Source organism: Streptomyces sp. NPDC008092 (assembly GCF_042957285.1).
GTDB lineage: Bacteria > Actinomycetota > Actinomycetes > Streptomycetales > Streptomycetaceae > Streptomyces.
The window spans coordinates 94,832-115,226 of sequence record NZ_JBIBHY010000020.1; the positions used below are offsets into that span (position 1 = coordinate 94,832).

Genomic DNA, 20,395 nt, shown 5'->3' on the forward strand with positions numbered 1-20,395 from the left:
CCCGCACCCGCCCCTGGTCAGTGCATACCCTGACCCCATGCGAATCTGTGTCTTCCTCTCCGCGGCAGATCTCGACGACCGCTACACCCGCCCCGCCCGCGACTTCGCGAAACTCATCGGCAAGGCCGGCCACTCCCTGGTCTGGGGAGGCTCCAACGTCGGCCTCATGAAGATCGTCGCCGACGGCGTCCAGGAAGCCGGCGGCAGGCTGATCGGCGTCTCCGTCGGCTTCCTCGCCAACAAGGCCCGCCCCGGCGCCGACGAGATGGTCGTCGCGGCCGACCTCGCCGAGCGCAAGCGACTGCTCCTGGAGAAGGCCGACGCCGTGGTCATCATGGTCGGCGGCACCGGCACGCTCGACGAGGCCACCGAGATCCTGGAGCTGAAGAAGCACGGCCGCACCGACAAGCCCGTCGTCCTGCTCAACACCGCCGGCTTCTACGACGGCCTGAAGCAGCAGTTCCACCGCATGGAGGCGGAGGGCTTCCTGCCCCGCCCGCTGGCGGAGCTGATGTTCTTCGCCGAGGAACCCGCCGAGGCGCTCGCGTACCTGGAGACGGGCCGCGACGCCCGCTGATGCGAGCATGGCACCCATGGCAACTCATGTGATCACCGGCGCCGGTTCCGGCATTGGCGCCGCCGTGGCCCGCCGCCTGCACGCGCGCGGGGACGACGTCGTACTGCACGCGCGCGACGCGGCCCGCGCGAAGGAGCTGGCCGCCGGCTTCCCCGGCGCCCGCACCCTGGTCGGCGACCTGGCGGACCCGGACAAGCTCTCCTGGGCCTTCTCCCACCAGACCCTCCCGGACCGGGTGGACTCGCTGCTGCACATCGCCGGCGTCGTCGACCTGGGCGAGGTCGGCGAGCTGACCCCGAAGTCCTGGCGCCACCAGCTCAACGTCAACCTGGTCGCACCGGCCGAGCTGACCCGGCACTTCCTGCCCCAGCTCCGCGCCGCCCGCGGCCACGTGCTGTTCGTGAACTCCGGCGCGGGACTCAACGCGCACGCGGGCTGGTCGGCGTACGCGGCCTCCAAGCACGGCCTCAAGGCCCTGGCCGACTCCCTCCGCGCCGAGGAGCACGGCAACGGCGTCCGCGTCAGCTCGGTCTACCCCGGCCGCACGGCGAGCCCGATGCAGGCGAAGGTCCACCAGCAGGAGGGCAAGGAGTACGACCCCGCGCGCTGGATCGACCCGGAGTCGGTGGCGACCACGATCCTCACCGCCCTGGACCTGCCGAGGGACGCGGAGATCAACGACCTCACGGTGCGGCCCGGCCCGTTCCCGGGCTAGGACCGCCCGTACCGGCGCCCCCGCTCACCGCGGGGCCAGCCGCCCGCGGAAGTTCTCCGGCACCGGTGCGAACCGCAGGGCCATCGTGACCGCCTCCGGGTCCGCCACGGTCAGCCGGTAGCGGGTGCACAGCAGGTGGCACAGGGCCATCAGCTGGACGACGGCGATGTTCGCGCCGATGCACTTCTTCGGCGCCCAGCCGAACGGCACGTAACAGCTCCGGTCGGCGGGGCCGTGCGGCGCGCCCGGGAGGAAGCGGTCCGGGTCGAAGACGTCGGGCTGTTTCCACACCCGCTCGTCACGGTGGATCAGATGCGGGCTCAGCAGGTACCACTGCCCCGCCTCCAGCCGGGTCGTCCCCAGGTCGAACGCGAACGCGGAGCGCCGCACCAGCACCAGCGGCGGGCTCCACATCCGCAGCACCTCCTTCACGAACCGGTGGGTGACCGGGGCCGCCCTGGTGGGGGCCGTACGGAACGCCTGCGGGTCCACCGCGCCCAGCTCCGCCTCCAGCCGGCGCCGCCACTCCGGCTGCCGGACGAACTCGTACAGCACGCTCGCGGCGGCGGTGCCGGGCGGACCCCCGATCGCGGTGAGGACCGTGGTCACCACGTCCAGCGCGCGGTCCATGCCGAGCTCCGGCAGCAGGTCCACGAAGGGGTCGGCGAGGTCCGCCTCGCGCCCGCGCCGGCCCCGGGCGCGCTGCCGCAGGACCCGGCGCACCACCAGCCCGGCCCGCACCTGGACGGCGACGTGCCGCAGGTGGTGCAGGACGCCGCCCGGCGCGGGCGACACCAGCCGCGCCAGCTTCAGCTCCAGGTCCCGGCGGACCAGATCCTCCTCGGCGCCGGTGAGCCCGCCGAGCGCGACGGGCAGCAGCGACCGCAGCGCCACGTCCTGCATCAGCATGGTCAGGTCGGTGTCCTGCCCGGTCCGAGCGTCCAGCACCCGCTCCATGCGCTCGATCAGCAGGCCGTGCTGCTCCGCCGTCGCGAGGGTGTGCAGCTGGGTCATCCAGGCGGAGCGGACCCGGCTCCACCGCATCTCGGGGCTGCGCCGCCGGCGCACCATGTCGACCAGCCGGTCGTGCATCACGTACCGGTGCCAGTTGGCGGCGCTGACCCGGCGGGCCGCCTCCGGCTCGAAGACCCCGAGCCGCTCGTCGTCGACCCAGAAGATCCCGTCCTCCTGAGCGCTGCGCAGCCGCATGGAGCTCAGGAAGTCCTCGGGGTGCTGCGGGGTGGTCATCGTGAGCGTTCCCCTCGTAGGGGCACGGGGAGGCGACCGCCAGGCGCGCCTCCCCGCGCGGGCCGGTCAGATGTGGTGGTACAGGTACCAGAACTGCCCGTACGTGCGTCGGACGTTGAGGACCGACTTCGTCTTGAGGTACAGCGCGCGCATGCTGGTTCACCTCCTCTCGGGACAGTCGTCGGGACGGCTCAGCACCGCGGTGAACCGCGGCGGAGCCAGCGCCGGACCCACCTGGGGCCCGCCGCCGTCCGGGGTGACCGACACCCGCCAGTCACGGGTGAGGAGGCCGACGAGGTCCTCCAGCAGCCGTACGGTGACGGTCGCGCCGGCACAGGTGTGCGGACCGAGGCCGAACGGCAGGTAGGCCCCGTCCGGCACGCCCTCGGCCCAGCGCTCGGGGACGAACTCGTCGGGCCGCTCCCAGTACCCGGGGTGCCGGTGCACCAGGTAGCTGCACACCATGAGCCGGTCCCGGGGCGTGACCGGCGTCCCGCCCAGTTCCTGCGCACGGCTCGGGGTGCGCGCGAACAGCCATGCCACCGGCCACAGCCGCAGGGCCTCGCGGACGGTCCGGCCAGGATCCGCCGCGGCCCGCTCGGGGTGCGTGCCCAGCAGCAGGACCGACCAGCCGAGCGCGAACCCGATCGACCCGGCCGTGGCGAACAGGAACGACAGGTAGACCTCGACGAGTTCGTCCGGATCCGCCGCCGGGCCGCCCCCGTCGACGACGACGTCGAGGAGATCGCGCGGGCCCGCCGGACGGCCGGGCGGCCGGGCCGCGCGCCGCCGGGCGCCTATCTCCGTGCGCAGGGCGTGCAGCGCACGGTGCCGGAACAGCAGCCGGGACGGGGCCGAGTGGCTTTGCCTCGCGCCCGCCAGCACCGCGCGGGCGACGATCGCCTCCACCGCCCGGTGCAGGCGGGGCGGGGCGTCCGGGTGCAGCAGCACATCGCGCAGGTGCCGCAGGACGAGCAGGTTCCCGGCGTCCGGCCACAGGCTGCGCGGCGCCAGCAGCTCGGCGACCAGTCCGGGCAGGTCGGCCCGGTGGAGCTGGAGATGGCGCTGTATCAGACCGCGGGCCGCGCGGCCGATCGTGAGCTGTGCCGAGCGCGGCCCGAAGACGCCGTGCCGGTGGTGGTAGAAGTCGGAGGTCTCCTCGACCACGCCGTGCCGGTTGCCCAGCACCGCCCGCGCCGCCTCCGGACCGGCCACGCACACCGCGCCGCCCAGCGCCGAGCGCCACACGTCGGACCCGGCTTCGAATCCGGCCGCGAACTCCCTCTGCAGCAGCGCCAGCTCGTCGGCGGGCGCGGGTCGTTGCGGCGACGACGTCATGGATGTCCTCCCTGAGCGGTGGCGGGGCCATGGAGCCGGTCTGCGATACCGGACCCAGCCTGCGGAGCGGGCCACGCCCTGTCGCCCGCTGTGCCGTTGAGCGGAACGAACGCAACGAACGCAACGAGCGGGGGCGAACGCGGCGAGTGGGGGCGAACGCGACGTGCGGGGCGTGCGGGGCGTGCGCGGAGTGCGGGGTGCGCCGGGCGTGCGGGACGGCGGTCCGGGTCAGCGGCGGCCGAGCCCCGCCGTGACGGCCGACGCCGCGCGGCGGGCCGTGTCGGCGAGGCGCCCCAGATGGTGGCCGGGGCCGGTCAGCACGCACAGCGCCGCCACCGGGACACCGTCCGCCCCGGCCACCGGGACGGCGGCGCAGCACACCCCCGCCAGCACCTCCTCGTGGTCGTAGGCGGCCCCGGTCTCGCGGATCCGCGCGGCCTCGCCCGCCCAGTCCCGGGGCAGCGGCCCGGCCGCCGGACCGGGGCGGCCCCAGGCGGCCAGGACCTTGCCGGCCGCCGTGTACCAGGGCCAGACCGGCCGGTCGTCGGGGAGCGGGCACGGCGCGTCGGCGGGCACCGTCCAGTCCAGGACCAGCGTCTGACCCCGGTGCAGGACGGCGAGGGCGGCCGTCGCCCCGGTGACGGCCGTCAGCCGCCGCAGCGGCGGCTGGGCGGCCGGCCGCAGCCCCGGGTACGGCTGCCAGCCGTGGCCCAGCCGGAACATGCCCGGCCCGATGCGGTAACGGCCCGCACTGCGTTCCACGGCGCCCAGCTCCGCCAGTTGGTCGAGCAGCCGGTACGCGGTGGTCTTGGGCAGACCGCACACCTCGGCCAGAGCGGTCACCCCGGCACCCTGCTCCTGCTGGACGGCGTGCAGCAACGCGAAGGCCCCTTCCAGCACCCCGCGCCCGGCCGCACCGGACAACGGCCCGCCCGGTCCGCCGGGTCCGCCAGGCCCCGCCGCGGACACCGTCCCCGGCGGCCCGGTCCGTGGCGGTGCCGGGACGGTCGTGATCGCCCTCTCCGATCGGTGCACGTGTCTACCCCCGTGGTCACGTGTGGGCCCCGTCCGGTGCCGGACCGGGGTGCGGTGGCCGGCGCGACACGCCGACGAACCGGCGCCGCACCGCCCCGACCAGGGTGGGTTGCGCACATGGGCCGATTCGTTGCCGAAAGGTTGTCGCCCAGCCCACGAATGTGAGGAAACTGTGAACGCGGGGCGGACGGGGGTGGGCGCAATGCTGCGGTTGTGTCTGTCGGGACCGGTGGAAGTGTTCGTGCGCGAGGCGCCGGTCGATCTGGGGCCGCCCCAACGCCGGGCGGTACTGGCCGCGTTGGCCGTGGACGCCGGCCGGCCCGTGCCGGTGGAGACGCTCGTCGGCCGGGTCTGGGGCGCCGATCCGCCGGAGGGCGCCCGCCGCGCCCTGTACGCGCACATCGCCCGCATCCGGCGGCTCGCGGAACACCTCGACGACAGCGGCGAGGGCCGATTACCGGTGCTGCGCCGCGCCGGTGGGTACCAGCTCGACGTCGATCCCGACAGCGTCGACCTGCACCGCTTCCAGCGCCTGGCCGCGACCGCCCGCGACGGCACGCTGCCCGCCCGCACCCGCGCCGCGCACCTGCGCGAGGCGCTCGCCCTGTGGCGCGGCGAGCCCTTCGCGGGACTGGCCGGGACCTGGCCCGCCCGGATGCGGGAGAGCTGGCGGCGGCAGCGCGTGGACGCCGCCGTAAGGCTCGCGGACATCGAGATCCGCGACGGGCACCCGGCCGCCGTCGTCGGCCAGTTGGCGGACCTGCTCGGCGAGTACCCGCTGACGGAACCGCTGGCGGAGGCCCTCATGCGGGCCCTGCACGCGGCCGGCGACAGCGGCGAGGCGCTGCGCTGCTACGCCCGGACCAGGAAACGTCTGGTGGAGGAACTCGGCACGGAACCGGGCCGCCGGCTGTGGGAACTGCACCGGCGGATCCTCCGGGACCACCCCGCGACCTCCGCCCCCGCCCCCGCCCGCGAACACGAGCCGGTTCCCGCCCGCCGGCATCCGGCGGCCGTACGACAGGCCCCCACCGGCGCGCACGAGGAACCGGACCCGGCCGCACCGCCCGCGACAGCACTAAGACCGTCCCCCGCCGGACCCGCACAGGCCCCCGCCGGACCCGCACAGGCCCCCGCCGGACCTGCGCTGTCCTCCGCCGGACCTGCGCTGTCCTCCGCCGGACCTGCGCTGTCCTCCGTCGGTCCCGCGCCGTCCCCCGCCGGACGTGTGCCCGTCCCGGCAGACCCCGTGCCCACCCCCGCAGACCAGCTGCCCGCTCCCGCAGACCCGCTGCCCACCCCTGCAGACCAGCTGCCCGCTCCCGCAGACCCGCTGCCCACCCCTGCAGACCCGCTGCCCGCTCCCGCAGGCACGGGGCCCGACCCCGCAGACCTTCCGTCCGCCCCCGCAGACCCCGGGCCCGCCCCCGCCGGACCTAGGGCCGCCCTCGTCGGCGAGGGCACCCCGTACACCGCCCCCGCCCAACTTCCCCTCGACGTCCCGGGTTTCACCGGCCGCGTCGACGAACTCGCGCGGCTGGACGCGCTGCTGGCGGAGCTCGGGCGGCAGCCGGCGGCGGCCGGGGTGTGCGCGCTGTCGGGCATGGGCGGCGTCGGCAAGACCGCGCTCGCCGTGCACTGGGCCCGGCAGGCGCGTCCGGCCTTCCCCGGCGGGCAGTTGTACGTGAACCTGCGCGGCTACGACCCGAGCGGCGCGCCCCTGCCCGCGGACCGTGCCCTGCGCGGATTCCTGGCGGCGCTCGGGGTGCCCGCCGCCCGGGTGCCGGAGTCTCCCGACGCCCAGGTCGGCCTGTACCGCAGCCTGTTGTCCGGCCGCCGGGTCCTGGTGGTCCTCGACAACGCCCGGGACGCCGACCAGGTACGGCCGTTGCTGCCCGGTGCGCCGGGCTGCCTGGCCCTGGTGACCAGCCGCGCCCCGCTGACCGGGCTCGCCGCCGCGGAGGGGGCCCGGCTGCTCGCCCTCGGCCTGCTCGGTGCCGAGGAGAGCCGCGACCTGCTCGCCGCCCGGCTGGGCGCCGCCCGGGTGGCCGCCGAGTCCGCCGCGGCCGACGAGATCGTCGTACGGTGCGCCGGGCTGCCGCTCGCCCTCGCGGTCGCCGCCGCCCGGGCCGCCGCCCGCCCCGACGTGCCGCTGGCCGGTCCTGCCGAGGAACTGCGCACCGCCGAGCGGATCCTGGACCCCCTGGACACCGGCGACCCGGCCACCGCCGTACGGGCGGTCCTCGACTGGTCGTACCGCACGCTCAGCCCGGCCGCGGCCCGGCTCTTCCGCCTCCTCGGCCTGCACCCCGGCCCCGACGCCGACCCGGCCTCGCTCGCCGCGCTGGCCAGCACGGGCGTGGGCCCGGTGCGGGCGCCGGTCGCCGAACTGACCCGCGCCCACCTGCTGACCGAGGCCACTCCCGGCCGCTACACCTGCCACGACCTGCTGCGGGCCCACGCCGTCGAACTGGCCGCCGAGCACGACGACGCACGCACGGTACGGGCCGCGAGCCGCCGGGTCCGGGACCACTACCTGCACACGGCGTACGCGGCCGACGCCCTGCTGACCCGGCGCCGCCACCCGATGTCCCTCGCCCCGGCCGAACCCGGGGCGCTGCCACGCCCGTTGGCGGACCACGACGAGGCGCTGGCCTGGCTGGTCGCCGAACAGCCCGTGCTGCTCTCGGCCGTGGAGCGGCCGGCCCCGGACCTGGACGCCCACACCTGGCAACTGGCCGCGGCCCTGACCACGTTCCTCGAACGCCAGGGCAACTGGCAGGCCCTCACCGATGTCCACACCGTCGCCCTGCGCGCGGCCGCGCACCACGGCGACCTGGCGGGACAGGCGGCCGCCCACCGCGGCCTGGGCCTGGCCCGCTTCCAGCTGCGCGACGCCCTCGGCGCCCGGCAGCACCTCACCCGCGCCCTCGGCCTCTTCCGGCGCCTGGACAACCATCCCGGCCAGGCGCTCACCTGCCGGAACCTGGCCAGGACGGCCTGGGCGCACGGCGCCACCCGGGAGGCACTGCAGTACGCACGCCGTGCCCTGGAACACTTCCGGCTCGCCCACGACCGCGGCGGCCAGGCGGTCGCCCTCAACGACATCGGCTGGTACCTCGCCGAACTCGGCGAACTGCGCGAGGCGCTGGAGCACTGCCGGCTGGCCCTGCCGCTCGTGCAGGCGACGGGCGACCTGAGCGGCCAGGCGCACACCTGGGACAGCCTCGGCCGCATCCACCGGCACCTGGGCCGTCACACCACGGCCGTGGAGTGCCACGGCCGGGCCCTCGCCCTCTTCCGCAGGACGGGCGACCTGCGAGGCGAGGCGATCGGCCTCACCTGCCTCGGCGACACCCACGAGGCGGCGGGCAGCCCCGGCCCCGCGCTCGACGCCTGGCGCCGGGCCCTGGACCTGTCCGACCGGCTGGGCCTGCCGGAGGCGCAGGCCCTGCGCGCCAGGATCCGCGCCCACGCTGCGGCACACCGCACCGCCCACCCCGCTTAGGCTCCTCACGTGAACGCACTCTCCGACTTCGGCCCCGCCACCGGCATCGGCTCGCTCCCCGGCACCGACGCCCGCGAGGCCGCCAAGACCGCGACCGGCAGCTTCGAGGACTTCCCCTTCCTGCCCGAACTGCCCGCCCGCGGCCCCGGCGCCGACATGATCGGCCGCACCGCGGGCCTGCTCGTCGAGCTGTACGCGCGCGTGGAGCCCAGCGGCTGGCGGCTCGGCGACCGGCCGGGCCGGGACACCCGGCGGGCCCGGTCCTGGCTGGGCGAGGACCTGGACGCGCTGGAGGAGTTCACCCAGGAGTACACGGGCCCGCTGAAGGTGCAGGCGGTCGGCCCCTGGACCCTCGCCGCCGCCCTGGAGCTGCGCAACGGCGAGTCGGCCCTCTCCGACCCCGGCGCCTGCCGTGACCTGGCCGGCTCCCTCGCCGAGGGACTGCGCCTCCACCTGGCCGAGATGCAGCGGCGCGTCCCCGGCGCCCGCCTGGTGCTCCAGCTCGACGAGCCGTCCCTGACCGCCGTGCTGCGCGGCCAGGTGAGGACCGCCTCCGGCTACCGCACCCACCGCGCGGTCGACCGCCAGGTCGTCGAGTCCACCCTGCGCGACGTGTTCGGCGTGCACGCCGACGGCCCGGTAGTCGTCCACTCCTGCGCCCCCGACGTCCCCTTCGCCCTGCTCCGCCGCGCCGGGGCGGCCGCCGTCTCCTTCGACTTCGTGCTCCTCACCGAACGTGACGACGACGTGATCGGTGAGGCGGTGGAAGCGGGCACCCGGCTCTTCGCCGGTGTCGTGCCGGGCACGGACACGGCATTGTCAGACCCTGCCGGTAGCGTCATGGGTGTCAGGACGCTGTGGCGCAGGCTGGGGCTGCGGCCGGGGCTTCTCGCGGAGTCCGTCACGGTCACCCCGGCGTGCGGGCTGGCGGGCGCTTCGCCCGCGTACGCCAGGCAGGCGCTCGCCCACTGCGTCCGGGCGGCGAGATCACTCGCGGACAACCCAGAGTAACGGGAGGAACACGGTGGCCGGCGACAAGCAGCAGGCGGAGACGGCAGTGCCCGCCGAGGCACGGGAGAAGCACGCGCGGCTCGCTGAGCAGATCGAGGAGCACCGCTTCCGGTACTACGTGAAGGACGCTCCGGTCGTCAGCGACGCGGAGTTCGACAAGCTCCTCAAGACGCTGGAGGCGCTGGAGGACGAGTATCCCGAGCTGCGCACGCCCGACTCGCCGACCCAGAAGGTCGCGGGGGCGTACGAGACGGAGTTCACGTCGGTCGAGCACCGCGAGCGGATGCTGTCGCTCGACAACACGTTCAACGACGACGACCTCGCGGCCTGGGCCGAGCGGATCCACAAGGAACTCGGCGAACAGGAGTACCACTTCCTGTGCGAGCTCAAGGTCGACGGCCTCGCCGTCAACCTCACCTACGAGCAGGGCCGCCTCACCCGCGCGGCGACCCGCGGCGACGGCCGCACCGGCGAGGACATCACGCCCAACGTCCGCACGATCGCGGAGATCCCGGACCGGCTGCACGGCGAGCGGGTGCCCGACCTGGTGGAGATCCGCGGCGAGGTCTACTTCCCGATGGAGAAGTTCGCCGAGCTCAACGAGCGCCTGGTCGCGGCCGGCGACAAGCCGTTCGCCAACCCGCGCAACGCGGCGGCCGGTTCGCTGCGCCAGAAGGACCCGCGGGTCACCGCCGGCCGCCCGCTGCACATGGTCGTGCACGGCATCGGCGCCCTGGAGGGCTTCGAGGGCCTCGGCCGGCTCTCCGAGGCCTACGACCTGCTCAAGACCTGGGGTCTGCCCACCTCCCCGCACAACCGGGTGGTCGACGACCTCGACGGGGTACGGGAGTTCATCGCCTACTACGGCGAGAACCGGCACTCCGTGGAGCACGAGATCGACGGCGTCGTCGTGAAGCTGGACGAGATCCGGCTCCAGGGGCGCCTCGGCTCGACGGCCCGGGCCCCCCGGTGGGCGATCGCGTACAAGTACGCGCCGGAAGAGGTCAACACCAGGCTGATCGACATCAAGGTGGGCGTGGGCCGCACCGGGCGCGTCACGCCGTACGCCCAGGTCGAGCCGGTCACCGTGGCCGGCAGCGAGGTGGAGTTCGCCACCCTGCACAACCAGGAGGTCGTCAAGGCCAAGGGCGTGCTGATCGGCGACACCGTGGTGCTGCGCAAGGCCGGTGACGTCATCCCGGAGATCCTCGGCCCGGTCGTCGACCTGCGGGACGGCAGCGAGCGGGAGTTCGTGATGCCGGCCGAGTGCCCCGAGTGCGGGACGCCGCTGCGCCCCATGAAGGAGGGCGACATCGACCTCCGCTGCCCCAACGCCCGTGCCTGCCCGGCCCAGTTGAGAGAGCGGGTGTCCTACCTCGCGGGCCGCGAGTGCCTGGACATCGAGCACTTCGGCGGCGTCGCGGCGGCCGCGCTCACCCGGCCGCTGGAGCCCGCCGACCCGGCGCTGGTCGACGAGGGTGATTTGTTCGACCTCACCATCGAGAAGCTGCTGCCCATCAAGGCGTACGTCCTGGACCCGGACAGCGGGCTGCCCAAGCGGGACCCGAAGACCGGGGAGGAGAAGGTCGTCACGGTCTTCGCCAACCAGAAGGGCGAGCCCAAGAAGAACACCCTCGCGCTGCTCCAGAAGATCGAGGAGGCCAAGACCCGCCCGCTCGCGCGCTTCCTCAACGGCCTGTCCATCCGGCATGTCGGACCGGTCGCCGCCCAGGCGCTGGCCCGCGAGTTCCGTTCCATCGACCGCATCGAGCAGGCCACCGAGGAGGAGCTGTCGAACATCGACGGCGTCGGCGGCATCATCGCGACCGCGCTCAAGGAGTGGTTCGCCGAGGAGTGGCACCGCGAGATCATCCGAAAGTGGAAGGCCGCTGGAGTCCCGCTGGAGGACGAGTCCACCGGAGAGGACGAGGGACCGCGTCCGCTGGAGGGCCTCACCGTCGTCGTGACCGGGACCCTGGAGCACTACACCCGGGACGGCGCTAAGGACGCACTGCAGAGCCGCGGGGCCAAGGTGACCGGTTCGGTGTCGAAGAAGACCGCTTTCGTGGTCGTGGGTGACAACCCGGGGTCCAAGTACGACAAGGCGATGCAGCTGAAGGTTCCTGTTCTGAACGAGGACGGATTTGTCGTCCTTTTGGAGCAGGGACCGGACGCCGCGGCCGAAGTCGCCCTTCCGACCGAGGAGTAGTGGTTGAAGGCCACCCGTTCGGCGCATATCAGATGCATACGGGTGGCCGGGGCGCAATCGGGCAACCGTCGTCGACCGCTGCCCGTGGAAGCCTTCCGCGGCCTACTGTTGAGACGTGCGCCTGCCGTGCCCAGCTGCGGTCGGGGCATTCCCCGTGCTCCGGCAGGGCACGGACCGCATGGCGTGGGCACCGCCGGCTGTGAGAGGGACGGGAATGGAACCGACCGAGAGCGCCGCCACGGGCGCGCGGCTGCCGCTGCGCCGCCGGGCGTGCGCGTGGCGGGCGAGCCGGTGGACGGCTCGGGGCGACCGGCGCCCCGGCCTGCCCGGCAGGCCGGTGGTGAGCGGCGCGGCGGACGCCCGCGACCCGCTGCCGCTGGCCGCCGTCGAACCGCCGCCCGGCCTGGTCGGCACCGATCACGAACGGCACCTGTCCTGGCCCGCGCTGCCCGCCGGAGTCGTCGCCGCCGCCGGGTTCGTCCTCGGGGCCGGGTTCTACCGCGCGTTCTCCGACGACCACGCCCTCTTCCCGTCCGGCACGGTCGGCTGGTCGCTGGCCGTGCTGACCGGCATCATCGTCGGCCACCTCGTCCTGCTCGGCCGCGCCCGCTGGTGGGGCGGCACCGGCTCCGGCGCCGCCCTCACCCTCGCCGTCCTGCTGCTGTACGGCTGGGTGCCGGCCGGCATGGTCAGCCTCACCGTCGTCGTCCTGGTCGGCATAGCCAGGCGCCACCGCTGGCGGCAGGGCGTCCTGCACGGCGCGGTGGACATCCTCGGTATCGGGGCCGGCGCCCTGGTGCTCCTCGTCTTCGGACGCGTCCCGACCGTCGAGTCGCCCTGGAACCCGGCCGGCTGGACCGTCGCCACCGCGCCCGAGGTCGTGCTCGTCGCGGCCGCCTACCTCGCCGTCACCCGTGCCCTGCTCTGGTACCTGCACGCACCGCGCGGCGGCGGCCTGCCCACCGTCGCCCGCACCGCCCTGATGCGCCAGGGCCTGGTCGCCGTCGCCCTGCTCGGCATCGCCCCGCTGATCTGCGTGGTCGCCGTCGCCCAGCCGCTGCTGCTGCCGCTGTTCTCCATCCCGCTGGTCGCCCTCGACTCCACCCTGTGGATAGCCCGGGCCCGCGCCGAGGAGCAGCTGCGCGACCCGCTGACCGGACTGCCCAACCGGCAGTGGCTCCTTGAGCGGATCTGGACCGCCCTCGACGACGCCGAACGCATCGGCGCCCGCTCCGCCCTCATGCTGATCGACCTCGACCGGTTCCGTTCGGTCAACGACACGCTCGGTCATCTCGCCGGTGACCGGCTGCTCCTCCAGATAGCCGACCGGCTGCGGGCCGCGCTGCCGCGCGGTGCGGAGGCGGCCCGGCTCGGCGGCGACGAGTTCGCGGTCTTACTCCCGGTCGCCGACTCCACGACCTCGGCGACCCGGGTGGCCCGGGGCCTGGTCACGGCCCTCTCCTCGCCGCTCGACCTCGACGGCCTCACCCTCGTCCTGGAGGCCAGCGCGGGGGTCGCCGTCTTCCCCGACCACGCGCTCGACGCGGAGGGGCTGCTGCGGAGGGCGGACGTGGCGATGTACCAGGCGAAGCGGGACCGTACGGGCGTCGAGGTCTACGAGTCCAAGCGGGACTCCAACACCCCCGACCGGCTGGGCCTGCTGGGGGATCTGCGCCGGGCGCTGGACGCGCACGAGGTGCAGCTGCACTACCAGCCGAAGGTGCGCTTCGACGGCCAGGTGGCCGGACTTGAGGCGCTGGTGCGGTGGGTGCACCCGGAGCGGGGGAAGGTGCCGCCGGACGAGTTCATAGCGATCGCCGAGTCGTCCGGGCTGATGCCCCATCTGACGGAGTACGTGCTGGAGACCGCGCTCGCGCAGGTCGCCGAGTGGCGGGCGCAGGGGCTGCGGGTACCGGTGGCGGTGAACGTCTCGCCGCGCGACGTCCACACGCCGGGGTTCGCGGGCCTGGTGGCGGCGCGGCTGGCGCGGCACGGGGTGCCGGCCGGGGCGCTGCAGCTGGAGATAACCGAGCATGTGCTGCTTGAGGACCCGCAGCGGGCCGCCGACACCCTCGCCGGGCTCAACGGGCACGGCGTGAAGATGTCCCTCGACGACTTCGGCACCGGGTACTCGTCGCTCGTGCACCTGCGGCGGCTGCCGGTGAGCGAGCTGAAGATCGACCGCTCCTTCGTGGCCCGGCTGGCCGTCGACAACGAGGACGCGGAGATCGTGCGCTGCACGGTCGACCTCGCGCATTCGCTGGGGCTGCTGGTGGTCGCGGAGGGGGTGGAGGACGACGAGACGTGGGAGCGGCTGCGGGACCTCGGGTGTGACGCCGTGCAGGGGTGGCTGGTGGCCGCCGCGATGCCGCCGGAGGAGACGACGGCGTGGTTGCTGGCGCGGGGGTCGCGGGGGTGGCAGCGGCCGCGGGCCGCGTTGCCGGCGGCCGAGTAGTTTCCCACCCGCCCGCCCGTTCACCGTTTCTCAAGAGGTGAGCGTCTGCCGTGGGGGTGCGGTCGTGTTGGCGGGTGCGGGTGCGTCGTGGTTGCTCGCGCAGTTCCCCGCGCCCCTTACGGGGCGCTGTCCTCACGGGGTGGTGAAGTGCCCCACCAGCAGCGCCAGCCTCGTCTCGTGGGCCTCCTCCGGGAGGCGGCCGCTGCGCATCAGGGTCACCAGGCCGTGCAGGCCCGCCCAGAACGTCTCCGTCAGGATGCCGGGGTCGTCGTCGCCCACGGCGATCGGCTCGACCGCCTGCAGCAACTCGCCGAACGCCGCCCACAGGGCCTCGGGGGCCTCCTGGGTCGCGAACGGCAGGTCCACCCGGTGGGTGAACATCGCGTCGTAGAGCGCGGGGCGCCGCCGGCCGAACGACGTGTACGCCTCCGCCACCGCCGCCAGTGACTCCCGCGTGCCCCGCGCCGCGGTGCGCGCCGCCCGCAGCTCCGTCGCCATCTCCGCGAAGCCCTGGACGGCCACCGCCGCCATGATCGCGTCCTTGCCCTTGAAGTGGCTGTAGAGGACCGGCTGGCTGTACTCGATCTCGGCGGCCAGGCGGCGGGTCGTCACCGCGTCCCAGCCCTCCGTCTCGGCGAGTTCACGGGCGGCCGTGACGATCAGCTGCTCGCGCTCTGCCCGTTCGCGTTCCCGGCGGTTCTGAATCGACATGCTCTGGATTCTAGCAGCGCTAGCCAATCTGTCGATGCTCTGCTAGCTTCGCTATCAGTCCTAGCGCTGCTAGAAAACAATCAACTGGGGGCCACCGTGACCGTCACCGCCTACACGCTCTCCGTCGTGCTCGACCTGTTCTGCCTGTTCCTCGGCTACCGGTTCCTGTTCCAGCCGGGGCCCGCCGCCGTCGGCTACGGCGTCCCCGCCGACCCGAAGGGCGACGCCGGTGCCTACCTCACGGTCAAGGGCATCAAGGACGGCACCTTCGGCGTCATAGGCCTCGCGCTGCTGGCCTTCGCGGGTGTCCGCGCCGAGGCCTGGTTCATGCTCTGCGTGGCACTCGTGCCGCTCTGCGACACGCTGGTGGTGCTGCGGAACGGCGGCACGAAGGCGGTCGCGTTCGGGATCCACTTCGCCACCGCGATCGTTGTGCTGATCAGCGCCGTCCTGCTGTTCCTCGTCTGACCGCTCGCGACAAGTCGTCATCGACAGGGGGTTCGGAAATGTCGTTGTTCGTGCCGAAGTTCGACGAGTCCGTGATCGTGCGGGAGGCCGACGCCGAGGTGGTCGGCGGTGACCCGGTCGGCGTCAGGCTGCTCGCCGACAGCAGCGCCACCGGCGGTGCGCTCTCCACCGTGCGGGTCACGCTGGGGGAGGGTGCCGACGGCGCCGTGCCGCATCTGCACCGCAACTCCGCCGAGCTGTTCTACCTGCTCGACGGGGCCGCCGACGTGCTCTCCGGCGACGACGTCGTCACCGCCGGACGCGGTGACCTGGTCGTCGTCCCGCCCGGCAGGCCGCACGCCTTCGCCGCCGTCCCGGGCAGCACCGCGGACATCCTGATCGTCATCACGCCGGGCGTGGAGCGCTTCGAGTACTTCCGCCATCTCCAGCGGCTGCGCCTCGGCGAGGCCACCCTGGAGAGCCTCCTGGAGGTGCAGGAGCGGTACGACAACCACTACCTGCGCAGCGAGGCCTGGGACACCCGGCACTGAAACCGTTTAACGGGTACCCGGCCGTGCCCCATAGGATTGGCTCCAAACCACACACACTCACCCCAGAGGAACGCTGCATGCCTGGCATCACGCGCGAGGAGGTCGCCCACCTCGCCCGGCTGGCGCGTCTGGAGCTGAAGCCCGAAGAACTCGAACACTTCGCCGGCCAGCTGGACGACATCATCGGCGCGGTCGCCCGCGTCAGCGAGGTCGCCGACCAAGACGTACCGCCGACCTCGCACCCGCTGCCGCTGACGAACGTCATGCGCGCGGACGAGGTCCGTCCCTCGCTCACCCCCGTGCAGGCGCTCTCCGGCGCCCCGGCCCAGGAGCAGCAGCGTTTCAAGGTGCCGCAGATCCTGGGGGAGGACTAGACAGCCATGACGGACATCATCAAGCTCGGCGCCGCCGAGATCGCCGCGAAGATCGCCGCCGGTGAGCTCACGGCCGTCGAGGTCACCGAGGCCCACCTCGCCCGGATCGAGGCCGTCGACGAGAAGGTGCACGCCTTCCTGCACGTCGACCGCGAGGGCGCCCTGGCGCAGGCCCGTGCCGTCGACGAGAAGAAGGCCCGGGGCGAGAAGCTCGGGCCGCTCGCCGGCGTCCCGCTCGCGCTCAAGGACATCTTCACCACCGAGGGCGTGCCGACCACCGTCGGTTCGAAGATCCTCGAAGGCTGGATCCCGCCGTACGACGCGACCCTCACCAAGCGGCTGAAGGCCGCCGACGTGGTCATCCTCGGCAAGACCAACATGGACGAGTTCGCCATGGGGTCGAGCACGGAGAACAGCGCGTACGGGCCGACCGGCAACCCGTGGGACCTCACCAAGATCCCCGGTGGCTCCGGCGGCGGCTCGTCCGCGGCCCTCGCCTCCTACCAGGCGCCGCTCGCCATCGGCACCGACACCGGCGGCTCCATCCGCCAGCCGGCCGCCGTCACCGGCACGGTGGGCGTCAAGCCGACCTACGGGGCTGTCTCCCGTTACGGCATGGTCGCGTTCTCCAGCTCCCTCGACCAGGGCGGGCCCTGCGCCCGTACGGTCCTGGACGCGGCCCTCCTCCACGAGGTCATCGCCGGGCACGACCCGCTGGACTCCACGTCCATCGACGCCCCCGTGCCGCCGGTCGTCGAGGCCGCCCGCAACGGCAGCGTCGAGGGCATGCGCGTCGGTGTCGTCAAGCAGTTCCGCGGCGAGGGCTACCAGGCCGGCGTCATCCAGCGGTTCGACGAGTCCGTCGCGCTGCTGAAGGAGCTGGGCGCCGAGATCGTCGAGCTGGACTGCCCGTCCTTCGACCTCGCGCTGTCGGCGTACTACCTCATCGCGCCGAGCGAGTGTTCGAGCAACCTCGCCCGCTTCGACGGCCTGCGCTACGGCCTGCGGACGGGTGACGACGGCTCGCACTCCGCCGAGGAGGTCACCTCGCTCACCCGTGAGGCGGGCTTCGGTCCCGAGGTCAAGCGCCGCATCATGCTCGGCACGTACGCGCTCAGCTCCGGCTACTACGACGCGTACTACGGCTCCGCCCAGAAGGTCCGCACGCTCATCACGCGCGACTTCGAGAAGGCCTTCGAGCAGGTGGACGTCATCGTGTCGCCCACCACGCCGACCACCGCCTTCGCGATCGGCGAGCGTGCCGACGACCCGATGGCGATGTACCTGGCCGACCTGTGCACCATCCCGACGAACCTCGCGGGCAACGCGGCGATGTCGCTGCCCTGCGGTCTCGCTCCGGAGGACAACCTCCCGGTGGGCCTGCAGATCATCGCCCCGGCGCTGAAGGACGACCGCCTTTACAAGGTCGGCGCCGCCGTCGAGGCCGCCTTCGTGGAAAGGTGGGGGCACCCGCTCCTGGAGGAGGCACCGTCGCTGTGAGCAACGCACTGTCGAAGGCCAAGGGCTTCAAGAAGTCGAAGTCCGGCACGTACCTGTCCATGGCCACCACCGCGTTCGGCGCGGTCGGTGTCGCCAAGCAGATCAAGAAGGCCCGCGCCGAGCACGACACGCTGCGGCTCATCGACGCCACCGTGTCCGCCGTCGCGATCGTCACCGGTTTCGCCCTGCTGTACCGCGAGCTGAAGCGGCTGGGCGACGACGACGTCCTGCTGGGCTGAGAGGGAAGTTTCACCGTGACCACCACGACCGAACTGGTGTCGTACGAGGACGCGCTGGCGTCCTACGACCCCGTCATGGGCCTTGAGGTCCATGTCGAACTCGGCACCAGGACCAAGATGTTCTGCGGCTGTTCGACCGAGCTGGGCGCCGAGCCCAACTCCCAGACCTGCCCGACCTGCCTCGGCCTGCCCGGCGCGCTCCCGGTCGTCAACGCGACCGGCGTCGAGTCCGCGATCAAGATCGGTCTCGCGCTGAACTGCGAGATCGCCGAGTGGTGCCGCTTCGCCCGGAAGAACTACTTCTATCCGGACATGCCGAAGAACTTCCAGACCTCCCAGTACGACGAGCCGATCGCCTTCAACGGCTACCTCGACGTACAGCTGGAGGACGGGGAATCCTTCCGCGTGGAGATCGAGCGCGCCCACATGGAGGAGGACACCGGCAAGTCGACGCACGTCGGCGGCGCCACCGGCCGTATCCACGGCGCGTCCCACTCCCTGCTCGACTACAACCGCGCGGGCATCCCGCTCATCGAGATCGTCACCAAGCCGATCGAGGGCGCGGGCGAGCGCGCTCCCGAGGTCGCGCGGGCGTACGTCCGTGAGCTGCGCGAGGTCATCCGGGCGCTCGGTGTCTCCGAGGCCCGCATGGAGATGGGCCAGATGCGCTGCGACGTGAACCTGTCGCTGCGGCCCAACGGTACGGAGAAGTTCGGTACCCGCTCCGAGACGAAGAACGTGAACTCGCTGCGGTCCGTGGAGCGCGCGGCCCGCTTCGAGATCATGCGGCATGCGGCAGTGCTGTCCTCCGGCGGCACGATCATCCAGGAGACCCGGCACTTCCACGAGGACACCGGGTCGACGACCTCGGGCCGCGTGAAGGAGGAGGCCGAGGACTACCGGTACTTCCCGGAGCCCGACCTGGTCCCCGTGGCGCCCTCGCGCGAGTGGGTCGAGGAGATCCGCGCCGCGCTGCCGGAGATGCCGCTGGCCCGCCGCACCCGGCTGCTCGCCGAGTGGGGCATCTCGGCCTTCGACATGCAGGCGATCATCAACGCCGGCGCGCTGGACCTGATCGTCGCCACCATCGACGCCGGGTCCGACGCGGCCTCCGCCCGCAAGTGGTGGATGGGCGAACTGGCGCGCAGCGCCAACGAGTCGGGCACCTCGCTCGACGAGCTGGCGATCACCCCGGCGCAGGTCGCCCGGGTCACCGAGCTCGTCACCAAGGGCGACCTGAACGACAAGCTGGCCCGCCAGGTCATCGAGGGCGTCCTCGCGGGCGAGGGCACCCCGGACGAGGTCGTCGACAAGCGCGGTCTGAAGGTCGTCTCCGACGAGGGCGCGCTGACCGCCGCCGTCGAGGAGGCCATCGCCGGCAACCCGGGCGTCGCCGACAAGATCCGCGGCGGCAAGGTGGCCGCGGCCGGCGCCCTGGTCGGCGCGGTCATGAAGGCGACCCGCGGCCAGGCCGACGCGGCCCGCGTCAAGGAGCTGATCCTGGAGAAGCTGGGCGTCAGCGAGGGCTGAGCCCCAGGCGGTGCGCAGCTGGTACGGCCCCGGAGGCAGCGCCTCCGGGGCCGTACCGCGTCACGGGCGGCGGCCCACGATCCGGGCGAAGCCGAGCAGCTGCCCCCGGTCGGCCTTCACCAGCTCCACCGACTCCCGGGCCATCTCCGGGTCCGGGCTCTCCGCGGCGCACACCTCGCTCCACAGCAGCCAGTCGCGCCAGCCGTCCTCCAGCCAGTCGGCGGCCTCGACCTGCACGGCCCCGCTGCGGGTCCAGTGCCGGTGCCACCAGCCGACGGAGTGGAACGACCAGAAACCGGGGTCCCAGTGCGCCTTCAGGTGCTCCGGCGGCTCGGCGCCCGCAAGCTCCTCGCGCACCGCGGGCACGACGATCCCGATCCGCCCGCCGGGCTTGAGCAGCCGGGTGAGCGTGGGCAGATAGAGGTCGGCGGTGCCGAAGTACTGGTACGCGTCGACCGAGACGATCGCGTCGAAGCTGCCCTCGGCGAAGGGCAGGTCGTGCGCCTCCACGTGCACCGGCTGCACGCGGTCGGCGAACCCCGCCTCGGCGATGCGCCGGGCGTTGTCGTCGGGCCTGATCCACAGGTCAGCGGCGGTGACCTGCGCGTGGAACTCCCTGGCCAGGAAGATGGAGGTCATCGCCCGGCCGCAGCCCAGGTCGAGCACGCGCGCGCAGGGGCGCAGCGCGTCCAGGCCGAGGGCGGGGGCCAGCCACTCCAGCAGCCACAGGGCGTGCGGGCCCATCTGGTTCTCGACGGCCCAGCGGGCGTCGTAGGTGCTGCTGAGCGGGTACCGGGGGAGGGTCAGGCGGTCAGTGAGAGAGGCGTCCTTCGACGGTGCGGGAGAGACGGCGTCGGACATGGCTGAACGGGCTCCTTGTGATCTTCGTAGTGAAGGGCGATGCGTAGGAGCTCATTCGGACCGTCAAACAATGCACCCGCTTCGGT

General features: G+C 73.3%; 17 protein-coding genes. 12 read left to right on the plus strand and 5 right to left on the minus strand.

Annotated features, from left to right (window positions below):
- Window positions 1-37 precede the first annotated feature (37 nt).
- Both ACFZB3_RS44155 and ACFZB3_RS44160 read left to right on the plus strand, forming a co-directional pair.
- Window positions 38-577, plus strand: coding sequence for a TIGR00730 family Rossman fold protein (locus tag ACFZB3_RS44155; RefSeq protein ID WP_391388098.1), 540 nt, complete (start codon window positions 38-40; stop codon window positions 575-577).
- A gap of 16 nt (window positions 578-593) precedes the next feature.
- Window positions 594-1,292: an SDR family oxidoreductase gene (locus tag ACFZB3_RS44160; protein WP_391388102.1), complete on the plus strand. Its 699-nt coding sequence runs from the start codon at window positions 594-596 to the stop codon at window positions 1,290-1,292.
- Between the two features lie 24 nt (window positions 1,293-1,316).
- Here ACFZB3_RS44160 and ACFZB3_RS44165 read toward each other — a convergent pair whose 3' ends face one another.
- The 3 genes from ACFZB3_RS44165 to ACFZB3_RS44175 form a co-directional block, all read right to left on the minus strand.
- The gene (locus ACFZB3_RS44165) at window positions 1,317-2,540 is read right to left on the minus strand and encodes a cytochrome P450 (RefSeq protein WP_391388105.1); all 1,224 of its coding nucleotides are present in this window, start codon (window positions 2,538-2,540) and stop codon (window positions 1,317-1,319) included.
- Window positions 2,541-2,699: 159 nt separating this feature from the next.
- Complete coding sequence (locus ACFZB3_RS44170) at window positions 2,700-3,878, minus strand: cytochrome P450 (RefSeq protein WP_391388107.1); 1,179 nt, start codon at window positions 3,876-3,878, stop codon at window positions 2,700-2,702.
- Window positions 3,879-4,106: 228 nt separating this feature from the next.
- Window positions 4,107-4,802, minus strand: coding sequence for a helix-turn-helix domain-containing protein (locus tag ACFZB3_RS44175; protein ID WP_391388110.1), 696 nt, complete (start codon window positions 4,800-4,802; stop codon window positions 4,107-4,109).
- 352 nt (window positions 4,803-5,154) lie between these two features.
- Here ACFZB3_RS44175 and ACFZB3_RS44180 point away from each other — a divergent pair, with 352 nt between their 5' ends.
- The 4 genes from ACFZB3_RS44180 to ACFZB3_RS44195 all read left to right on the plus strand — a co-directional run bounded on the left by ACFZB3_RS44180 (window position 5,155) and on the right by ACFZB3_RS44195 (window position 14,096).
- Complete coding sequence (locus ACFZB3_RS44180) at window positions 5,155-8,421, plus strand: BTAD domain-containing putative transcriptional regulator (protein ID WP_391388112.1); 3,267 nt, start codon at window positions 5,155-5,157, stop codon at window positions 8,419-8,421.
- 9 nt (window positions 8,422-8,430) lie between these two features.
- On the plus strand, window positions 8,431-9,432 hold the full coding sequence (locus ACFZB3_RS44185; RefSeq protein ID WP_391388114.1) for a methionine synthase: 1,002 nt from the start codon (window positions 8,431-8,433) through the stop codon (window positions 9,430-9,432).
- Between the two features lie 13 nt (window positions 9,433-9,445).
- Window positions 9,446-11,641, plus strand: coding sequence for an NAD-dependent DNA ligase LigA (ligA, locus tag ACFZB3_RS44190; RefSeq protein WP_391388116.1), 2,196 nt, complete (start codon window positions 9,446-9,448; stop codon window positions 11,639-11,641).
- Window positions 11,642-11,855: 214 nt separating this feature from the next.
- Window positions 11,856-14,096, plus strand: coding sequence for an EAL domain-containing protein (locus ACFZB3_RS44195; protein WP_391388119.1), 2,241 nt, complete (start codon window positions 11,856-11,858; stop codon window positions 14,094-14,096).
- A gap of 132 nt (window positions 14,097-14,228) precedes the next feature.
- On the opposite strand, the gene ACFZB3_RS44200 is transcribed toward ACFZB3_RS44195, so the two are convergent.
- The gene (locus ACFZB3_RS44200) at window positions 14,229-14,807 is read right to left on the minus strand and encodes a WHG domain-containing protein (RefSeq protein ID WP_391388122.1); all 579 of its coding nucleotides are present in this window, start codon (window positions 14,805-14,807) and stop codon (window positions 14,229-14,231) included.
- A 96-nt stretch (window positions 14,808-14,903) separates the two neighbouring features.
- Here ACFZB3_RS44200 and ACFZB3_RS44205 point away from each other — a divergent pair, with 96 nt between their 5' ends.
- The 6 genes from ACFZB3_RS44205 to gatB all read left to right on the plus strand — a co-directional run bounded on the left by ACFZB3_RS44205 (window position 14,904) and on the right by gatB (window position 19,448).
- Complete coding sequence (locus tag ACFZB3_RS44205) at window positions 14,904-15,275, plus strand: DUF4267 domain-containing protein (RefSeq protein ID WP_391388124.1); 372 nt, start codon at window positions 14,904-14,906, stop codon at window positions 15,273-15,275.
- A gap of 38 nt (window positions 15,276-15,313) precedes the next feature.
- On the plus strand, window positions 15,314-15,805 hold the full coding sequence (locus ACFZB3_RS44210) for a cupin domain-containing protein (RefSeq protein ID WP_391388127.1): 492 nt from the start codon (window positions 15,314-15,316) through the stop codon (window positions 15,803-15,805).
- 77 nt (window positions 15,806-15,882) lie between these two features.
- On the plus strand, window positions 15,883-16,179 hold the full coding sequence (gatC, locus tag ACFZB3_RS44215; RefSeq protein WP_293990396.1) for an Asp-tRNA(Asn)/Glu-tRNA(Gln) amidotransferase subunit GatC: 297 nt from the start codon (window positions 15,883-15,885) through the stop codon (window positions 16,177-16,179).
- Window positions 16,180-16,185: 6 nt separating this feature from the next.
- A complete protein-coding gene (gene gatA, locus ACFZB3_RS44220) occupies window positions 16,186-17,679 on the plus strand; it encodes an Asp-tRNA(Asn)/Glu-tRNA(Gln) amidotransferase subunit GatA (protein WP_391388132.1) in 1,494 nt (497 codons plus the stop codon).
- Window positions 17,676-17,918, plus strand: a complete 243-nt coding sequence (locus tag ACFZB3_RS44225; RefSeq protein ID WP_089098594.1) for a hypothetical protein — start codon at window positions 17,676-17,678, stop codon at window positions 17,916-17,918. The genes gatA and ACFZB3_RS44225 overlap by 4 nt, the downstream gene beginning before the upstream one ends.
- Window positions 17,919-17,933: 15 nt before the next feature.
- A complete protein-coding gene (gatB, locus tag ACFZB3_RS44230; protein ID WP_391388135.1) occupies window positions 17,934-19,448 on the plus strand; it encodes an Asp-tRNA(Asn)/Glu-tRNA(Gln) amidotransferase subunit GatB in 1,515 nt (504 codons plus the stop codon).
- Between the two features lie 60 nt (window positions 19,449-19,508).
- Here the strand turns inward: gatB and ACFZB3_RS44235 are convergent, their stop codons facing one another.
- The gene (locus tag ACFZB3_RS44235; protein WP_391388138.1) at window positions 19,509-20,309 is read right to left on the minus strand and encodes a methyltransferase domain-containing protein; all 801 of its coding nucleotides are present in this window, start codon (window positions 20,307-20,309) and stop codon (window positions 19,509-19,511) included.
- Window positions 20,310-20,395: the final 86 nt, after the last annotated feature.